This window comes from Ekhidna lutea (genome assembly GCF_900188325.1).
Classification (GTDB): Bacteria; Bacteroidota; Bacteroidia; order Cytophagales; family Cyclobacteriaceae; genus Ekhidna; species Ekhidna lutea.
Genome location: NZ_FZPD01000006.1, coordinates 243,965 through 261,395 on the forward strand (window position 1 = coordinate 243,965; position 17,431 = coordinate 261,395).

Below are 17,431 nucleotides of genomic sequence, written 5' to 3' on the forward strand. Positions count from 1 at the left end.
TTTTTATTTCTTAAATCATAGTTTTTATATTGGCAGTAAATGTTTAACCTAATATTATTATGAGAAGATTAAATTTATCGCTTTGGAGCGTCGTTGTGATGTTCCTGGCAATTGGTTTCACCTCTTGTTCATCTGAAGAAGAGGCACCTGTGGCCGACGAAATCTCTGACGAGGTTTTAGCTCAATTTACTGACATTGGATTTGATGTAAGTGACATTCAAATTGTCAACCAGAAAAATCCATTAACAGGAGAGGTCACAAGAGGGTACTTACTGGAGCAGGACATGTTCGTTCCTATGGACAAATTAAGAGAAATGGTCAATAGTGACTTTTTCGGTCAATTGGAACAGTACAGGACCACTAATTTGGTTTCGTCTAGCAATTACAACATTGACATCATTGGTTATACTGGTGGGTCATATGCGCTAGACAACACAATGAGGACTGCTCTTCAGTGGGCTGTCAACAATTACAACAGACTAAATATTGGTCTAAACTTCAACCTTTCTTACGGAACAAACTACAGTAGCAAAGACATTGTAGTTTATAAAGTAAGTGGTGGTGGAGGTGGTTCTGCTGGATTCCCTTCAGGAGGTAAGCCTTACAAGTGGGTTCAAATTCACTCTGGAACCAGCAGTTATGGAACTAATGTAGTCGAGCATGTTATCACACATGAAATTGGTCACTGTGTAGGATTCCGTCACACTGACTATTTCGACAGATCTATTTCTTGTGGGTCTGGAGGAAACGAAGGATCTGCCGGGGTTGGAGCACACCATGTTCCTGGAACTCCAACTGGAGCTGACATGAATTCTATTATGCTTGCTTGCTTTAGCTCAAGTGAGGATGGTGAATTTGGCAGCTATGACATAACTGCCCTTGAGTATCTTTACTAAGAGCAAATAATTGCCCTCACCAAAAAGGGAAAGCCGGCCAATAGGTCGGCTTTTTTTATGCTATAGATTTTATTTTATGTGTCTGGGTATTGAATGAGAAGCTTTCACCAACTGTTTTGCCCGCCATTTCTTGAGCCAATGGGGCGCTTGATGAAATTACAAATATTTGCTTATTCTCAAAGGTCATCTGACCAAATGGAACACTTATAAAAAACGTCCCTTTATCCGTTTCCACCAAACTACCCTGCCGAATCCTTTCATGAGTTTTCTCAACTTCAATCATTTCAAGTGTGGTGAGTTGATTTAGTAGTATTTCTAATTGCCCATTTAGTTTGTTCTTTTCCTGCATCATCACTTCCCTTCCTGTCTCATACTTATCCCCCATACTGCTCTTAGTGTCTGAGATGGCCGACTCCTGCACAGCATCAATTTCTGATTTGATCTCCTTAATTTTATTTCTGAGCATCCCAAGGCACTCCTTCTGTATTCTTTTTTTCAATTCCATATCTTATTCAAACTTAATTCTAAAATCAGTAGGGTAAAATTCAAATCAACTGTAACACTAAAGGAATGATGCGGCGACACTCGTATATTTGGGTACTATTGCTCAAAATGAAAGTCACCAGACCATTTACTAAGAATGACCTAAAGGATCTCTATGATGAGTATTTCGAAAGTATTCGTGGGTTTTTGTATTATAAATGTAGCAATATCGATCTCGCTGATGATCTGGTACAAGAGACGTTTATAAAAATTTGGAGCAAGAGAGATGACATAAAAAAGGAGACGGTGAAAAGTCTGCTATATACAATTGCAAATAATTTGCTAATGAACCACTTTAATCATCAAAAAGTGGTTAGAGAACATCAGAAAAGTGCAAATGTTAGCATCTCCTCAAATACTGTATCGCCTCAATTCCAAATGGAAGAGGCTGAGTTTGAGTCCAAATTAAACAATGCGATTGCAAAACTGCCGGATGACTGCAGGGAAGTATTTTTGATGAATAGAATTGATAAATTGAAGTATGCTGAAATAGCAGAGCGGCTAAACCTGAGTGTGAAAGCCATAGAAAAACGAATGAGCAAAACAATAGGATTGTTAAAAGAATCCCTGGGGATGAAGATATAATGAGTGATTTAGACAAATATCGAAAAGTACTAAATCATGAATCTGATGAGGTCAATGATTCGCTTTCTGAATTTCTAAAGAAAGCCGCCAACGCTCGTGTGCCTGAAGGAAAAGGGAAAGATGAAATTTGGGCAAATATTGATGATCGCATCAGCAATGAGTCACAAGAAAAGAAAGTGATGCCAATCTGGCGCTATATAAGCGTAGCTGCCTCTCTCCTTATTATTGCCACTTTTGCATTTTTATATTACTATCAGGAATCACCTGCCAAATCAATTGAAGTAAATACCACAATTGCTGAGTCAAGGATGATTGAATTACCGGATGGCTCAACGGTTTCTCTAAATGCTAATTCAAGCATTTCCTATTCTGAGGAATGGAACAGGGAATTGCAATTAAGCGGTGAAGCATTTTTTGAGGTTGAAAAAGGCGATAAATTCATAGTTAAAACGTCAATAGGCTCTGTTGAGGTTTTAGGTACTTCCTTCAACGTGTTTGCCCGGGATTCCACATTCGAAGTAGCTTGTAAAACAGGGAAGGTGCGTGTAGATGTGCCATCCAAAGCAGTAAGTGAACAACTCTCACCAGGTCAATCGATCCGGCTTGAAAAAGATACTGTGAAAAGAACATCGCTTGACACTGAACTTGTGGGTAAATGGCAAGCCGGTGAATTCTACTTCAATGAGCAGCGACTCTCGGATGTATTGAATGAGGTAGAACGCCAATTCGACGTTACAATCACTCTATCAGATTCTTCAGATCATGTTTTCTCCGGCTATTTCACCAATAAAAATATTGAAAGCGCCTTAGATATGGTTTGTCTGCCTCTTGGTCTTACCTATGAGAAAACAGAAGGCAGTACCTATACTGTACGGCAAACAGAATAAAGGCAATGCGGACGCTTACCACCTCTATCATACTGCTTTTAACTATAGCTTCCTTTGCGCAACAATCCTTTGAGGTTTCTGCAGAAAATGAATCCCTAACTACAGTAATTAAGTCACTCTCGAAAGCGTATAATCTTAAATTTTCGTATAGTCCGCGCGTATTATCTAAACATAAGGTTACTCTAAGAATAAAGGCCAAATCTCAAGCTGAGCTTATTAGTAAAGTATTCGAAAACCTCCCTTTTGAGCTAAAGCTTACTGATGGAGTATACCTTATTATCCCTAAAAAAGAAGAACCAAAACAAACACCGATTATTGGACAAGTGTACGATGGTAGCAGTGGTGAGCCTCTCGCCTATGCACATGTTCAAACAAAGGATAAAGGAACTCTTAGTTCACAGAATGGTAGATTTAGTTTGCCACCAAGCCGTGATACCATTACTTTATCCGTTAGCTACATTGGCTACAAGAATATAGAACTAAAAGTACCTCCTAACGAAGAAAATTTAACGCTAAAGTTGGATCAGAACCCTCAGGAACTACAGGAGGTAGTGCTCACTGCAGAATCTGACAATTTCAATCCGGACCCGTCATTTTTTAGTCTCAACCCCCAACAATTCAGCTCTCTACCTATGCTTGGAGAGACAGATGTTTTTAAAACTCTGCAGCTTTTACCCGGTGTGAGAGCTACTGATGAAACCTCTTCCGGGCTTGTTGTTAGAGGCAGTTTGCCATCTCAAAACCTAGTATTGATGGATGGATTTACACTTTATAATCTGGATCATTTTTTTGGAATTTTCAGCACATTAAATCCAAATGCAATCAACAATATCGATTTTTATAAAGGTGGGTTTGGCCCTCAATTTGGTGGCCGGGTTTCCTCAGTCATTGATGTGGCAGGAAAAAATGGAGCTGTTGAGAAGTTTGGAGGACAAGTGGGTTTAAATATGCTATCGTTTAATACCACGTTCAATATTCCATTTGGTAGTAAGACGTCTGCACTGATTGCCTTCCGTCAGTCATTCACAGATGTTGTTAACTCAGACTTATATCAGGATTTCCTTACTTCCAGTAGACAAAATTATCTTGAGTCCATCAGTTCAGAGTTAACAGCCCTAAACCTATCACCATCACTTCAGTTCCACGATATTAATGCTAAAGTGCAGCATCGATTTAGTGAACGCTCCATTTTTGATGTCAATTTTTACGTAAGTGAGGACTTTTATGCCGGAAATTACCAGGAGAGCAATGACTTTGCTGAGTATGTTGTCCTTGACGAATCCAACTGGGCCAATGCTGGAATTAGCTTCAATCTGAAAAGCCAGTTTAGGCCCAATTGGTTCAATAGCACCACGCTGAGTGCGTCGGAATACCGTGAAGATGAATCTTTATCCATCACCCAAACCTTTTTTCAGGACATTGCATTTGATGGTGATAGCATCGAAGCAAATGAAAGCATAGAATATTTCAATTACAGTATTGGCAGTTCTGTGGGTGACGTAACCATCAAATCACATAATGAAATCGATATCGATCATCAGAACACCCTATCCGGAGGTGTTGAGATCAACGCTATCAATACAGATTACGAAACAAGACAAAGCTACCTTGTAAACCTGGCAACCACCGAAGGATACACTGATACGCTCACGATTGAAGCCAGCATTTTTAGCTTATATGGAAATTACCGCTTCCACAAGGAAGATATCACCGCAAATATCGGAATACGATCATCTTACTATGAGCCAACAGACAAGTGGTATGTTGAGCCCCGGTTTGACATGGGGATTAAAATAAGTGATCAGTTTGCCTTAAAGGGGGCAGCCTCATTTCATCATCAGTTTATTACCCAAACCTCACTATCCATCCTTCAAAACTCAGACCAGTTTTACTGGATTCTTGCAGACGACAAGATCATTCCCGTTCAGCGAAGTGCTCATTTTATTTTTGGAGGTAATTACGCATTTAATGATAACTGGTCCGTAGATCTGGAATACTACAACAAACGTACAGAGGGAATCATAGAAAGTCAGTTCCTTGTGCTCCCTCCTGAGATCATCGAACTGTTGCTAGAGCAAAACTTGAATCTCTCAGGAGAAAATAACGCTGAAGGAATGGACCTGTTTGTTAAGTATAGAATCAAAACATTTACCTCTATGCTCAGCTACTCGTTGGGTAGATCCGAGAACTCATTTTGGTATCGGAATCAAAACAATGACTACCCTTCCGTACAAGACCAACGTCATGAGCTAAACTTTACGAATATTCTGAAACTCGGTAAATGGGAGCTTTCTAGCGTGTATTTATTAGGTACGGGTCAGCGATATACGCCTGCAAACCCTGAGTACAGCCTTGAAAATGATTCTGATTCATTTTATGATCTTACCCGAATAAATCAGGAAAAATTACCGGCCTACAAGAGACTTGATCTTTCTGCTAAATACAACTTCAATATCGGAAGCCTATCGTGTGAGTCCGGAGTTACCTTATTCAATTTGCTCAACAACAAGAATATTAAATCAAGAAAGCTTACCGTCAGGTATGTATTTGACGAACAAACTGATGCTAGCAATGCCACAGATGAGTTAGAGGTGGTGCCTCTGGACACACATCTGCTTGGGTTTACTCCTAATTTTTTCTTCAACATAAGGTTCTAAATCCACTTTTTTCCTGAATTCGAATTTTTCGGTAGGGTAAATCTCGACACACCTGTACCACTACTGAAACACAAATTCGAATCTTATGAAAACTAAAAAATCAATTATCGCCTCTCTTTGGATTGCACTCGCAATTCTGGTTTGGTCATGTAATGACAGCAGTGAATCACCTGTTGATGTACAGCAAGAAAATATTGTTGCAGACAATCTTTTGGTTAATTCCAACTCTGCACTAAATAGGTTAAGAAGCAATGGTATCGGAGGCCCGATGGGAGCCCTTTTTGGGAACTTTCAAAGTAGCAATGGAGGAAGAACAGATCAATCTCCTTCTGCAATGTTTAGAAATGCACGGTCTGCCAATGACTCTACTGATACTGAGCCAACATGCCTTGTGGAAACATGGGAAGATGACGGTCAGGGTAATTATACCTACACCCTCGACTTTGGTGATGGATGTGATTATTACGGAGAATGGCTGAAAGGCAAGTTGGTGGAAAAGGGATCATACAGTGAATCAAGTTTTAGCTCAAACTCAACTTACATAAACTTTGGAGGTCATGACTGGACCATTGATGGTACACATAGCTACAGTGGCACCTGGGAAACTAGTGATGAAACTTCAGAGCCATCTGATCACGACTCAGTTGCTTATCATTACAATGCCAGCTACGAATTCAGTGCAGATCTTCATATGGCCTATATGGAATATGGACATGACTCTACAACTGATGTATCTACTGATGAGCAATTGATTGAAGTAGACTATGTAGCTCAAGGTGCTGAAGAAGTAGATCAGCATGGTTATACAATAAATAGCAGGACAGAATCAGTGGATGTAAGCACAGGAGAGTCTTTCAGTTCTCAAGTAGATATTCCACTATTCTATGACTTTGAATGTGAGGATGAAGGTGTTTGGATCTTTGTTAGCGGCCAGCAGTCCGGAAGCTATACCTATGGTGACCAAACGGGCACATACAGCATAAACTTTGGAGATGGAAGCTGCGATAACATTGTGGTGGTTACTGAAAATGGTGTATCAGAAGAAGTGGACCTTGGCGAAGAATGGGATGAGTGGGAAGATGAATGTGGTGACGAAAGTTAATAGAAACTTATTCTCAGGTTAGTTAAATAAAAGTGCCCTCGGAATTAATTCCGGGGCACTTTTTCCATTTACTAACCCAAATCGTCAATGGTTTCTTTAATATCCTGTTTCACCTTATTGTATCCCTCTTCAATTTCAGTCATCGCCTCGTTCACATCTGTTTTAACTTCATTCCAGTTCTCTTTTGTTGCATTTTTAGCTTTATCGATGGCGTTATTCAGGTCATTCTTTTTTTGCTCCAATTCCGCTTTAGCTTCTTCGAGCGTACGCTCAACAGGACCTTCGTTAATATCTAATTCATCCTCTACTTTTTCTATTGCGTCTTCAACACTCGATTTCATCTTTTCCAAATCAGTAACAATCTCCTGCTTCTGTTTTTCAAAGTCTTTTTCTGCTCCATCTTTCGTGTTGCTACAGGCAAATAGAAAAACCAGTGCAAGGATCGAAATTGATTTGATAGTAAGTCTTAAATAGTTGTTTGTGGGTTTCATTTTTTTATTCGATTTAGATTTTTCATCTATTAATCAGAAAAAGTGTACCAATCAATAAAACAGCCAAAACAACTCATAATCAAGGTTATTTAACTCATTCTTATTCTCTAAATGAGAAACGTCCATTCAATTTGAGAAGGAAATAATGAAAAAGTCGCTCAAAGAGGTCATCTATGGCGAGGCATGATATTTCCAATGAGTAGAGTGAATCAAACAATACATAACATGTTAACCTGGACATTAATATTTCTCATTGTTGCTCTTGTAGCCGGACTCTTTGGATTTGGTAAAATCTCCAGAGGAGCGGCAGGCATTGCCCGTTTCCTGTTTTTCATCTTTGTGATCTTACTCATTATTTCCTTGCTCACCGATATTTTTGCTTAGTCCAATCAGACGGCACAAAACCTAGTATTGTAAACAGATAGAATGAAAGAAAAGAACCACAACTCCCCTCCCTGGAGGGGTTGGGGTTGGTTAATATGAAAACTTTTCTTTCACACTAGAAGATTCAATTATGATCAAAAGAGTGTGACAGCTCCCATAATGAGATTCTAACGCTTCAATTCTGAATCAATTCAAATCAATTTCTACAAAAACGAAACATATTATCGAGCCCTTCGTTAGCCCATTTCAACAATCAATTTCTACATATACGAAAGATTTAGTAACCTTTGCGCTGAAGAGAAGTTTAAATGGTGATGAGTAGCAATAATGTTAAGCCACCAGGGTGGATTCAGCGATTGGTTGAACGATTTTGCGAACCTTATTTATTCGAAGGTATAACCGGAGACCTGGAGGAGCTTTTTGCTGAGAATGTAGAATTGAGAGGTCCTGCGAAAGCCAAGCTGCTTTATTTATTGCAAGCCATTGGTTTTTTCAGGATGCGATTTAAGAAGAAATCTCAAACTACTTCCAACATGAAAGCAATCTGGCACAATTACCTGCTCACCTCTTTTCGCTCACTTAAAAGACATAAGGCATTTTTCGCCATCAACCTAGTTGGGTTAATAACAGCTATCACCTGCTCTTTATTTGCGCTGGTATATATCTATGACGAATCTCAATTTGACGAGCATATCTCTGATGCTGAAAACATCTATAGGCTCTACAAACGACATATTAATGAAACAGAGGGTGTAGACCATCTAACCTATGAAACTTCGGGGATGATGGGGCCGACTATGACGGATGAATATCCTGAAGTAGTTTCTTTTTCCCGTGTTTTACCCTGGTGGGACGATGTAATCCTAACCTATGAAAACAAGAACATCGTTTCAGAAAAATTGTATATCGTTGATTCTAACTTTCTTGATTTTATTGGAGAAGACTTAATCCTCGGTGATCCCAAAACAGTTTTAACTGCACCTGCATCTATCGCGTTAAGTGAGCAGCTCGCCAAGTCCATTTTCGGAGATGAAAATCCGCTCGGAAAAACAGTAGTAGGAATCAATGACGTAGACTATACCGTAACAGGCATTTTCAAAGAGCAGCCCAGACAAAGCTCCCTTCAATACAATGCGCTGGTTTCGTGGAGTAGCACTGTTCCAAATGTTGGCTCGCTCAACTACTCCTGGATGAACAACTGGCTGGCTCAAGGCATATATACATTCGTAAAGCTGGATAAACAAACAGACCCCAAACTGGTCGTGGATAAGCTACCAGACATGATGCAGCGTCATTTCTCTGAACGTGCCGATCATTATTTCCTGAAGTTGATGCCTTTTACAAAAATGTATTTGCATGGAGAAGACATCCGCCATGGACGAGGATTTCGATCCGGGAGCATCACATTTGTATATACCCTCGGACTTTCAGCATTTTTGGTGTTTCTCATTGCCAGTGTCAATTATGTAAACATCATGCTCTCACGAGCTACGCAAACCAAGACCGAAGTGGGCATCAGAAAAGTGATGGGCTCTTCACGCAGACAGCTAATGGGTCGTTTTGTTTCTGAAACATTCATCAGCACACTCATTGCTTCCATCGTCAGCTATATAATCATCCTGCTTTTATTATCCCCATTGAATATGGTGACAGGTAAGGAAATCCCTCTGTCAGCGTTCTATCAACCGATTGCCATCGGCGCAATTTTTGGTTTTATTGTGCTCATAAGTCTGGCTGTGGGAGTTTACCCGGCCATGGTACTCTCTTCTCCACCGGTTTCCTCCATACTTCAAGGAGCTAATGAAATTGGCACTGCCGGGTGGTTGAGAAAGTGCCTGCTTACGTTCCAGTATGCTATATCCATTTTTCTGATTGTATGCACCATCACTGTGATTAGGCAAACCAATTATTTACAAAACAAACCGCTTGGTTTTGATAAAGAACAAGTTCTCGTGGTAGGTCTTCGAAATGAAGTTGGCGAGAAGGTGGATGTGTTTGAAAATGAATTGCTAAACCACCCCAATATTCTTTCTGTTTCCACTTCAAGATCTGTGCCTGGTGGAGGTAATTACTCCACCACCTCATTTCCTGAAGGCTACACAGACGAGCTCACTACTCGAATTTTTGGTGTGGACCAGGAGTTTTTTGAAACGTATGGCATACAGGTAAACGCCGGACGGACGTTTCTGAAAGGATCAATTGCAGACACCAACAATTTTGTGGTAAATCAGGAAATGGTCGATTTTATGGGGTGGGATGATGCGATTGGCAAACACATACGGTTTTCGCCGGACGGGGAATCGTACCCAATCATCGGTGTGATTGATAACTTTCACTACCACTCGCTGGCCTCCGCCACTATTGAGCCCATGGTGCTCTATCTGGAGACAAATCAAGCCTGGAACACTTCTATTCGGATAGGTGAAGGTAATGTTCGGGAGACCATTGACTACATAGATGATGTCTGGAGTAGACTAGCAACGCGCACGCCACTGGATTTCTTTTTCGTTGATCAGTGGTTTAATGATCAGTACATCAAAGAGTCTCAACTTCTGAAAATGGCCACTGCCTATTCGTTCATCAGCATCTTGCTCTGTGCGTTAGGCTTGTATGGACTCACCGCATTGATTCTCCTCCAAAAGCAAAAAGAGATTAGTATCCGAAAAGTTCTGGGAGCTTCTTTAACCTCCATTATTTCACTAGTCAACCGGCAGTTTATTATTGTTATTTCTATTGCCTTTCTTGTAGCCGCACCATTAGCCCATTACCTGGTTTCAGGGTGGTTGGAAAAGTTCGTTTATCGCATAGAAATGGGGACGATAGCCTTCATTCTGGCCGGAGGTCTTACACTGCTAATAAGTCTGCTAATTGTGAGTATGCTTTCTATAAAAACCGCAAATACAAATCCATCGAAAACCTTAAGTAACGAGTAAGATGAAGGGAACTAATCTTGGCGAATTAGAAGAATTGATTATGCTCACAGTAGCTCTGTTGTATGATGAGGCCTATGGGGTAGCCGTCATGAAAGAAATCAAAAAACGATGCAATCGTTCCATTACGATTAGCACCGTTCATGCTGCACTCGCCCGGTTGCAGTCCAAAGGCTATGTAGACTCACGCTATGGTGAAGCCACCTCTGAGCGAGGTGGACGTAGAAAACACCTTTTCAGAGTAACCAAAGCAGGTCAAAAAGTGTTGGAGCAAGTAAAAGAACAGCGAAATGCTATCTGGAGTGAGATTCCTTCCGTAGCTTTCAATGCATAATTCTAATGTGTCAAGTTTAGATACTGAAATAAATTCAGCATGACAATTAGTTGAAATTTGGTAGCTTTCGTTACTTCTTGAGCATGAACCAGTTTCTGCATCTGCAACTAATCAAACTTGACAGTAGAACTAGATGATCTTCGATACCTCGTATTCAGATAAGGAAACCACACGACAAATCAATCTGGCAGTTGGGCTCCCATTTTCATGGAAGCAACGATGGAAAATGGGTGGCATTGGATCCAGAAGAATGACAATCACCAGGATTAGCGAGGAATATCAATCCTACATGAATGCCAAGCATTACATTTCCACTGCGAACATTGAACTACGACCAAAAGGAATCATCATCCATTTTCGGCATAAACTTCAGGCCTACTCCTGGATCATGCCTTACAATTCACTGAAAACCACCTATGATAACTTGCTGAGACTCGAATCAGATGGAAAATTCATTGAATTTGAGCAACCGAATAATCATCAGTTCATTCAGCAAATGATGCGCTTGAAAAAAGAATTTTGATTTTTTTCAAAAGGTAACGAACCATAATCTTAAATTATATGTATATACATTTAATGTAAATACCTTTAATTTAAATCAATTATGAACGCTAATTCAACCTTATTTGATACTTATCAGTTGGGAAATATTCAGTTAAGCAACAAAACAGTTATGGCTCCAATGACAAGAAGCCGCTCAACACAAACACACATTCCTACACCTATTATGACTGATTATTATGCTCAGCGAGCAGGTGCTGGGTTAATTGTAACGGAAGGTGTTGCTCCATCACCTAATGGTGTTGGGTATCCAAGAATTCCGGGTCTTTACAATCAAAAACAAATTGAAGCCTGGAGGCCTATAACAAAGGCTGTCCATGACAAAGGAGGGAAAATCTTTGCCCAACTAATGCATACAGGCCGGATTTCGCATCCATTAAACATGCCGGAAGGGAGTATAGTGATGGCTCCATCTGCCATTGCAGCCTCAACTACTAAGATGTACACAGATCAGGAGGGTCCACAAGATCTCCCTACACCAAAAGAAATGACCAAATCCGATATCAAGAAAACAATCGAAGAATTTGCTCATGCTGCCAAAAACGCTATTGAAGCTGGATTTGATGGTGTAGAGCTGCATGCCGCGAATGGATATCTTATTGAACAATTTATAAGTCCCGACAGCAACCAACGAACTGATGAGTACGGTGGTTCGATTGAGGGTCGGGTGAAATTTGCTTTGGAAGTAGCAGAACAAACGATTGCTGTCATTGGAGCTGAAAAGGTCGGTATTCGTTTATCGCCGTATGGTGCTTTCAACGATATCAATCCTTTCAGCGGGCAGGAAGAAACTTTTACTTATCTGGCAAAAAAGCTGGGAGAGCTAAATCTGGTGTATTTGCATCTGGTTGACCATTCTGATATGGGTGCTCCTGAAGTTCCACGAACATTGAAGGAAGAAATGCGCGATGCATTTGGTAACACCGTTATTATTTCAGGCGGTTATGATCGGGATAGGGCTGAAAACCATTTAAAAGATGGGTTGGGCCATTTGGTAGCATTTGGAAAACCATTTCTTGCTAACCCGGATCTAGTGGAACGGATGAAGCAAAATGCGCCATTAAATCAGCCGGATTTTGATACACTCTATACACCGGGTGAAAAAGGGTACACGGATTATCCAGTCTTAGAAATGAGTGAAGTGTAATTAGCTAAAAGCAAACAAATAAGAAACCGTCATTCAGAGGCTCTTTGGGCACTCCCAATAGAAAAGGCTCTGAGTGACGTTAAATTAGGTTTCTGATGGATTGTGAACTTATGAAACTACCCGAAAAGCTTTGCTTTCATGATACTCTCACGTTTCACTTTGTAAAACTCCTGATGGATGTCGAAAGCGGGCTGGCCATTGGGCTGTAGGTGCATGTACTCACCATCCTCTTTCATTTCATATGAATTCACATTGTCCTTTAGGTTAAAAGCCAGAATATTAATGGCTTGCTGCTTGAGTAATGGATCGCTTATGATAAACAAGGACTCGAGCCTTCTGTCAAATGAACGGACCATCATATCAGCACTTCCACAATACACTTTAGGTTCCCCTTCATTGTGAAAGTAGAAAATGCGTGAATGCTCCAGGTATTCTCCCACAATCGATCGCACGGTGATATTTTCACTTAATCCTTCTCTACCAGGTCTTAGACAGCAAATTCCTCTTACGATCAATTTGATAGGAACCCCGGCTTTAGAAGCTTCATAAAGTGCCATAATCACATCCTTATCCTGCAATGAGTTCAATTTGATAACAATACCACTGGACTTACCTTCAGCAGCATTTTCACGCTCGCGATTGATTAGCGCAATCAAATCCCTCCTCATCTGCATAGGTGCTGTGATGAGATTGTCATAATCCTCCGGCATTGAATGCCCGGTGATTACATTGAAGAATTCCTGTACGTCATTGGCATATGACTCGTCCGATGTGAGTAAGCTAAGATCAGTATACAGCCTGGCTGTTGATTCATTGTAGTTACCGCTTCCCATGTGAACGAAGCGGGTTACTTTTTCTTTCTCCTTTCTTACAATCAGCAAAAGTTTGGTGTGCGTTTTCAATGACCCGACACCATAGATCACAAAACAGCCAGCTTTTTGAAGCCTCTGTGCCTGCTTCATATTGTTTTCCTCATCGAATCGTGCCTTCACTTCAAAAAGCACCGACACGTGCTTGCCGTTTTCAGCAGCCTTTAGCAAAGCCTCCACTACCCTGCTGTTTTTTGCTAAACGATAGATCGTAAGCTTGATGGAAAGTACATGGGGGTCTTCTGCAGCCTGATCCAAAAGGTCAAGTAAAGGCTCGATGGTATTGTAAGGATGATGAAGCAGGATGTCCCGATCTTTCAGGATCTTAAACATATCCTGATGCTCCACATCACTCATGCTTACGGGCGGAGCGGGTTTTGGACGTACCGGAAGAAAAGAAGTAAAATCTTCATGATTGACGATCTGCCAAAGACAGGTAAAATCAATCAATGACCCCTCAGGGGTAATCTTTATATTTTCGTTCCCTATCTCATACCTTTTCTTAAGCTGCTTCATGAGCCATGGATCACTCCCCTCCTGCACTTCCATCCGCACCACTCGCCCAGTCTTTCTGGTCTTGAGTTTCTTCTTCATCTCCTCCAGGAAGTTGGCCTCTATGTCTTCCGATTCCTCAAGGGTAAAGTCACCATTTCTGGTTACCCGAAACAGGGAGCTTGAGATGATATCTACATTCTTAAAAATGCGATTCATGTGCTCCTGAGTAATCTTCTCTATCGGAACAAAGATCACTTTATCCTTCTCATTGATTTCAAAAAACCGTGGGAGGTTTTGAGGCAACTGTATGAAGGACATCTTTTTCTTTTCTCTCGACTTCAATGCTTTTGTCACCACCCCGAAAATCAGGATGTTGTTCATCAAAATCGGGAAGGAATGATAGGGATCAAATACCATCGGCGTAAGCATCGGAAAGATGGTCTTCTCAAAGTACTTACTTGCCGACTTCTTTTGCTTATCGCTAAGCTCATCATACCCTTTAATTTCAAAGTTGTGTGACTTGAAACTTGGCTTAAGATCTAGAAAGAGCTGATTTTGTTGCTTTCCAAACTCTTTCAGCCCTGCCAAAAGCTCATTTTTGAATGGAATGGCACGAAGGCCGGAATAGTCTACCCGGTCGTTTCCGTAATCCAGGTAATTATACAAACTCCCTACCCGGATCATATTGAATTCATCCGCATTGCTGGAGGTGATCGCCAGAAACTTGAGCTTTTCGAACAAGTTTCGCTTCTCCTTTCGCGCCTGATCTAGTACACGGTGATTGAACTGCAGCCAGCTCAAATCTCTGCTGATCAGGTCACTCGTACGGATGAGTTCTTGTTCGTTTTGCATTTAGGTGAAACAAAATTGATTAGAAACAGAAAGAAAAACCTTTTTAGCGTCATATTCGAGTTTAACTCAGATATCTCCAAGACAAAAGGGTTGCACTTTGAAATCTGGAGATTCCCGTATTCACGGGAATGACGGGTTTGGGTTTTTCTTTCTCCGGTTTTTTACAACCTTAAATAATATTCATCTCCGTAAGCACACCATTGGTTTTGCTGACAGCAGCTGCACTTTCTTCCAGCTTAGCTTTTTCTGCGCCATCCAGCTCAATCTCTACAATCTCTTCTACTCCTTTTGCACCAATAATGGTAGGCACCCCAATGCAGATGTCATTCAAGCCGTACTCACCCTCCAACATGCATGAGCATGGGAACATTTTCTTGGTATCACAAGCAATTGCCTGAACCATGGCAGAAACAGCCGCTCCCGGGGCATACCATGCAGATGTACCCAGCAATTTGGTTAATGTAGCTCCACCAACCTTGGTTTCTTCAAGTACATAGTTGAGCTTGTCTTCGCTTAAAAATTTAGAGACCGGTACGCTGTTTCTGGTAGCCAATCGGGTCAAAGGGATCATCCCTGTGTCGCTGTGACCACCGATTACCATTCCATCAACGTCAGAGGCCGGGCAATCTAATGCTTCAGACAATCGGTACTTGAATCGTGCAGAATCCAGTGCTCCACCCATTCCTATGATTCGGTGTTTCGGAAGGCCTAGTGCTTTGTGAGCCAGGTATGTCATGGTATCCATTGGGTTGGAAACCACAATGATGATCACTTCAGGCGAATGTTTGATCAGGTTTTCAGCCACCGATTTTACAATTCCTGCATTGGTAGAGATCAACTCTTCTCTAGTCATTCCCGGCTTTCTAGGAATACCGGAGGTGATAACTGCCACATCACTACCTGCTGTTTTAGAATAGTCATTGGTAGTACCGGTAATTTTTGTATCAAAGCTGTTTAGTGATGCGGTTTGCATCAGATCCATGGCTTTACCTTCCGCAAAACCTTCTTTGATATCAATAAGTACAACTTCGGATGCGAAATCTTTGATTGCGATGTATTCGGCACAACTTGCACCTACGGCTCCAGCGCCTACTACGGTTACCTTCATGATCTATTTTGTTTTTTGAATTGGGATTAATTTTTCAAGCGCAAAAGTAGTGATTAGGCAGGAGAAAAAGGGGTTTTAGGTGGGTCAATCTGATCATGATTTTTTCCAGATATTGAAGGAAGGCTCGTCCATGTAATCCTGTCGTTGAATGATAATTGCCTTTTTTATTCCACGGTCGTCAGTCATAGGCGAAAAACCATAGTCATACACCAGATAATAAGGTCCGAACTGAGATTTAAAAATGCTGCTAAAGTATCGGTAATCATATCCCAAGCGATCAAGTACTTCTTTTCTTACCGTGGACTTCCCTTCCGGGCAAAGGTCTTTAAGAATTCGCCTGTTTCGTCGAATTTGTGAATTGACCATCATAATGTATTGCTCTTCGGCCGCTTTATGTTGGTTGTTGTAAGAATTTCTACAATAGGCATCACAGAACTTTTTATCCGCACGACCAACCAAAGGATTTCCACATTGTAGGCACTGCTTTGGTGATAAATTTTCCATTTATATAAATACTTATAGTCGAATATAAACACTTATATAAACATATATGGACTTCTAATTAAGGATTTTTACCAAATGACTTCTCAGATTAATGCATCGTGTGCGCATCAGTACCGCTGGGCGCTGGAGCAATTGGAGCTTAAGCTTATTGCTCGCAGGTACAGTATTTCGACTCAAAGAGGTTATTATCAGGCGTTTCGATCCTTTCTCAAATTCACCTACCCTTTACCTCTACATCATGTAGGCAAGGATCATATTTATCAATATCATCGCGAAATGATCCAAAGTCGGAACATTTCCAGGTCTACACAAAACCAGAGTATCAATGCAATCAAGTTTTATCTGGAGCATGTTTTGGGACAAGATCGACAATTTTTTGACTTGGAACGACCGAAGAAAGTGCAGAAACTACCTGAGGTGCTGAGCGTTGAGGAGGTTCAGGCTATTTTCAAGGTTACTACAAACCTAAAACACAAGGCTATCCTGGTTACGATCTATTCTGCTGGTTTACGAATTGGGGAGCTAACCCAACTTAAGATAGGTGATATTGACTCTAGCTCTATGCGAATATGGGTCAGGGAAGGTAAGGGGGTGAAAGATCGACTGACGGTGCTTTCACCATTACTTCTGGAGTTACTAAGGATGTATTTCCAGAAATACAATCCAAGAAAATGGTTATTTGAAGGACCCGAGGGAAATCCGTACGGTGCGAGTAGCATTCGTAAAATTTTGAATCGAAGCGTAGAAAAGGTAGGTATCAGAAAAAAGGTGGTACCACATACGCTACGGCATAGCTTTGCCACCCACTTGCTGGAAAATGGCACTAATTTGCGTTACATTCAGGAGTTGCTGGGGCACACGAGTGCAAAAACCACAGAGATTTACACACACGTAAGTTCGAAAAAGCTAGACGAGGTATTGAGTCCTTTAGACTTCATAAAATGAGGTATATTTGAAAGGTGTATATCACGCATACGCGTGATACATTAATGTTAGAGACAATACTCGCACTTCGCAAAATCACCATAAACTTGAACGGAACTAGGAAAATAAGAGGCCAACGAAAACTTACTCAACGAATCGAGG

The 17,431-nt window shown here is 41.0% G+C and carries 16 protein-coding genes; 11 read left to right on the forward strand and 5 right to left on the reverse strand.

Annotated elements, in window-relative coordinates; genetic code table 11:
* Positions 1-59: 59 nt before the first annotated feature.
* Complete coding sequence (locus tag CHB71_RS17560) at positions 60-896, forward strand: M57 family metalloprotease (protein WP_089358262.1); 837 nt, start codon at positions 60-62, stop codon at positions 894-896.
* A gap of 55 nt (positions 897-951) precedes the next feature.
* Here the strand turns inward: CHB71_RS17560 and CHB71_RS17565 are convergent, their stop codons facing one another.
* Positions 952-1,401 carry a hypothetical protein gene (locus tag CHB71_RS17565; RefSeq protein WP_089358263.1) on the reverse strand — a complete coding sequence of 150 codons (450 nt, stop codon included), beginning with the start codon at positions 1,399-1,401 and terminating at the stop codon, positions 952-954.
* A gap of 107 nt (positions 1,402-1,508) precedes the next feature.
* Between CHB71_RS17565 and CHB71_RS17570 the strand changes: the two genes are divergently transcribed.
* From CHB71_RS17570 to CHB71_RS17585, 4 genes are all read left to right on the forward strand, one after another.
* Positions 1,509-2,024 (forward strand): RNA polymerase sigma factor, encoded by a 516-nt coding sequence (locus CHB71_RS17570; protein ID WP_089358264.1) that lies wholly within the window; start codon positions 1,509-1,511, stop codon positions 2,022-2,024.
* On the forward strand, positions 2,024-2,911 hold the full coding sequence (locus tag CHB71_RS17575) for a FecR family protein (RefSeq protein ID WP_089358265.1): 888 nt from the start codon (positions 2,024-2,026) through the stop codon (positions 2,909-2,911). The genes CHB71_RS17570 and CHB71_RS17575 overlap by 1 nt, the downstream gene beginning before the upstream one ends.
* A 5-nt stretch (positions 2,912-2,916) precedes the next feature.
* Entirely contained in the window at positions 2,917-5,568 is a 2,652-nt protein-coding gene (locus CHB71_RS17580) for a TonB-dependent receptor (RefSeq protein ID WP_089358266.1), read from the forward strand.
* An 85-nt stretch (positions 5,569-5,653) separates the two neighbouring features.
* Positions 5,654-6,670: a hypothetical protein gene (locus tag CHB71_RS17585; protein WP_089358267.1), complete on the forward strand. Its 1,017-nt coding sequence runs from the start codon at positions 5,654-5,656 to the stop codon at positions 6,668-6,670.
* A gap of 71 nt (positions 6,671-6,741) precedes the next feature.
* Here CHB71_RS17585 and CHB71_RS17590 read toward each other — a convergent pair whose 3' ends face one another.
* A complete protein-coding gene (locus tag CHB71_RS17590) occupies positions 6,742-7,161 on the reverse strand; it encodes a hypothetical protein (protein ID WP_089358268.1) in 420 nt (139 codons plus the stop codon).
* Positions 7,162-7,386: 225 nt separating this feature from the next.
* Between CHB71_RS17590 and CHB71_RS17595 the strand changes: the two genes are divergently transcribed.
* From CHB71_RS17595 to CHB71_RS17615, 5 genes are all read left to right on the forward strand, one after another.
* Entirely contained in the window at positions 7,387-7,545 is a 159-nt protein-coding gene (locus tag CHB71_RS17595; RefSeq protein WP_089358269.1) for a DUF1328 domain-containing protein, read from the forward strand.
* Positions 7,546-7,859: 314 nt separating this feature from the next.
* Positions 7,860-10,478, forward strand: coding sequence for an ABC transporter permease (locus CHB71_RS17600; RefSeq protein ID WP_179213464.1), 2,619 nt, complete (start codon positions 7,860-7,862; stop codon positions 10,476-10,478).
* A 1-nt stretch (position 10,479) separates the two neighbouring features.
* Positions 10,480-10,809: a PadR family transcriptional regulator gene (locus tag CHB71_RS17605; RefSeq protein WP_089358271.1), complete on the forward strand. Its 330-nt coding sequence runs from the start codon at positions 10,480-10,482 to the stop codon at positions 10,807-10,809.
* A gap of 133 nt (positions 10,810-10,942) precedes the next feature.
* On the forward strand, positions 10,943-11,332 hold the full coding sequence (locus tag CHB71_RS17610; protein ID WP_089358272.1) for a hypothetical protein: 390 nt from the start codon (positions 10,943-10,945) through the stop codon (positions 11,330-11,332).
* Positions 11,333-11,413: 81 nt separating this feature from the next.
* A complete protein-coding gene (locus CHB71_RS17615; protein WP_089358273.1) occupies positions 11,414-12,517 on the forward strand; it encodes an alkene reductase in 1,104 nt (367 codons plus the stop codon).
* A 116-nt stretch (positions 12,518-12,633) separates the two neighbouring features.
* On the opposite strand, the gene ppk1 is transcribed toward CHB71_RS17615, so the two are convergent.
* From ppk1 to CHB71_RS17630, 3 genes are all read right to left on the reverse strand, one after another.
* On the reverse strand, positions 12,634-14,733 hold the full coding sequence (ppk1, locus tag CHB71_RS17620; protein ID WP_089358274.1) for a polyphosphate kinase 1: 2,100 nt from the start codon (positions 14,731-14,733) through the stop codon (positions 12,634-12,636).
* A gap of 169 nt (positions 14,734-14,902) precedes the next feature.
* Complete coding sequence (mdh, locus tag CHB71_RS17625) at positions 14,903-15,841, reverse strand: malate dehydrogenase (protein WP_089358275.1); 939 nt, start codon at positions 15,839-15,841, stop codon at positions 14,903-14,905.
* A gap of 93 nt (positions 15,842-15,934) precedes the next feature.
* Positions 15,935-16,345, reverse strand: a complete 411-nt coding sequence (locus CHB71_RS17630) for an AraC family transcriptional regulator (protein WP_089358276.1) — start codon at positions 16,343-16,345, stop codon at positions 15,935-15,937.
* A gap of 75 nt (positions 16,346-16,420) precedes the next feature.
* On the opposite strand from CHB71_RS17630, the gene CHB71_RS17635 reads away from it, so the two are divergent.
* Positions 16,421-17,290 carry a tyrosine-type recombinase/integrase gene (locus CHB71_RS17635; RefSeq protein ID WP_089358277.1) on the forward strand — a complete coding sequence of 290 codons (870 nt, stop codon included), beginning with the start codon at positions 16,421-16,423 and terminating at the stop codon, positions 17,288-17,290.
* The last annotated feature ends 141 nt before the right edge of the window (positions 17,291-17,431 follow it).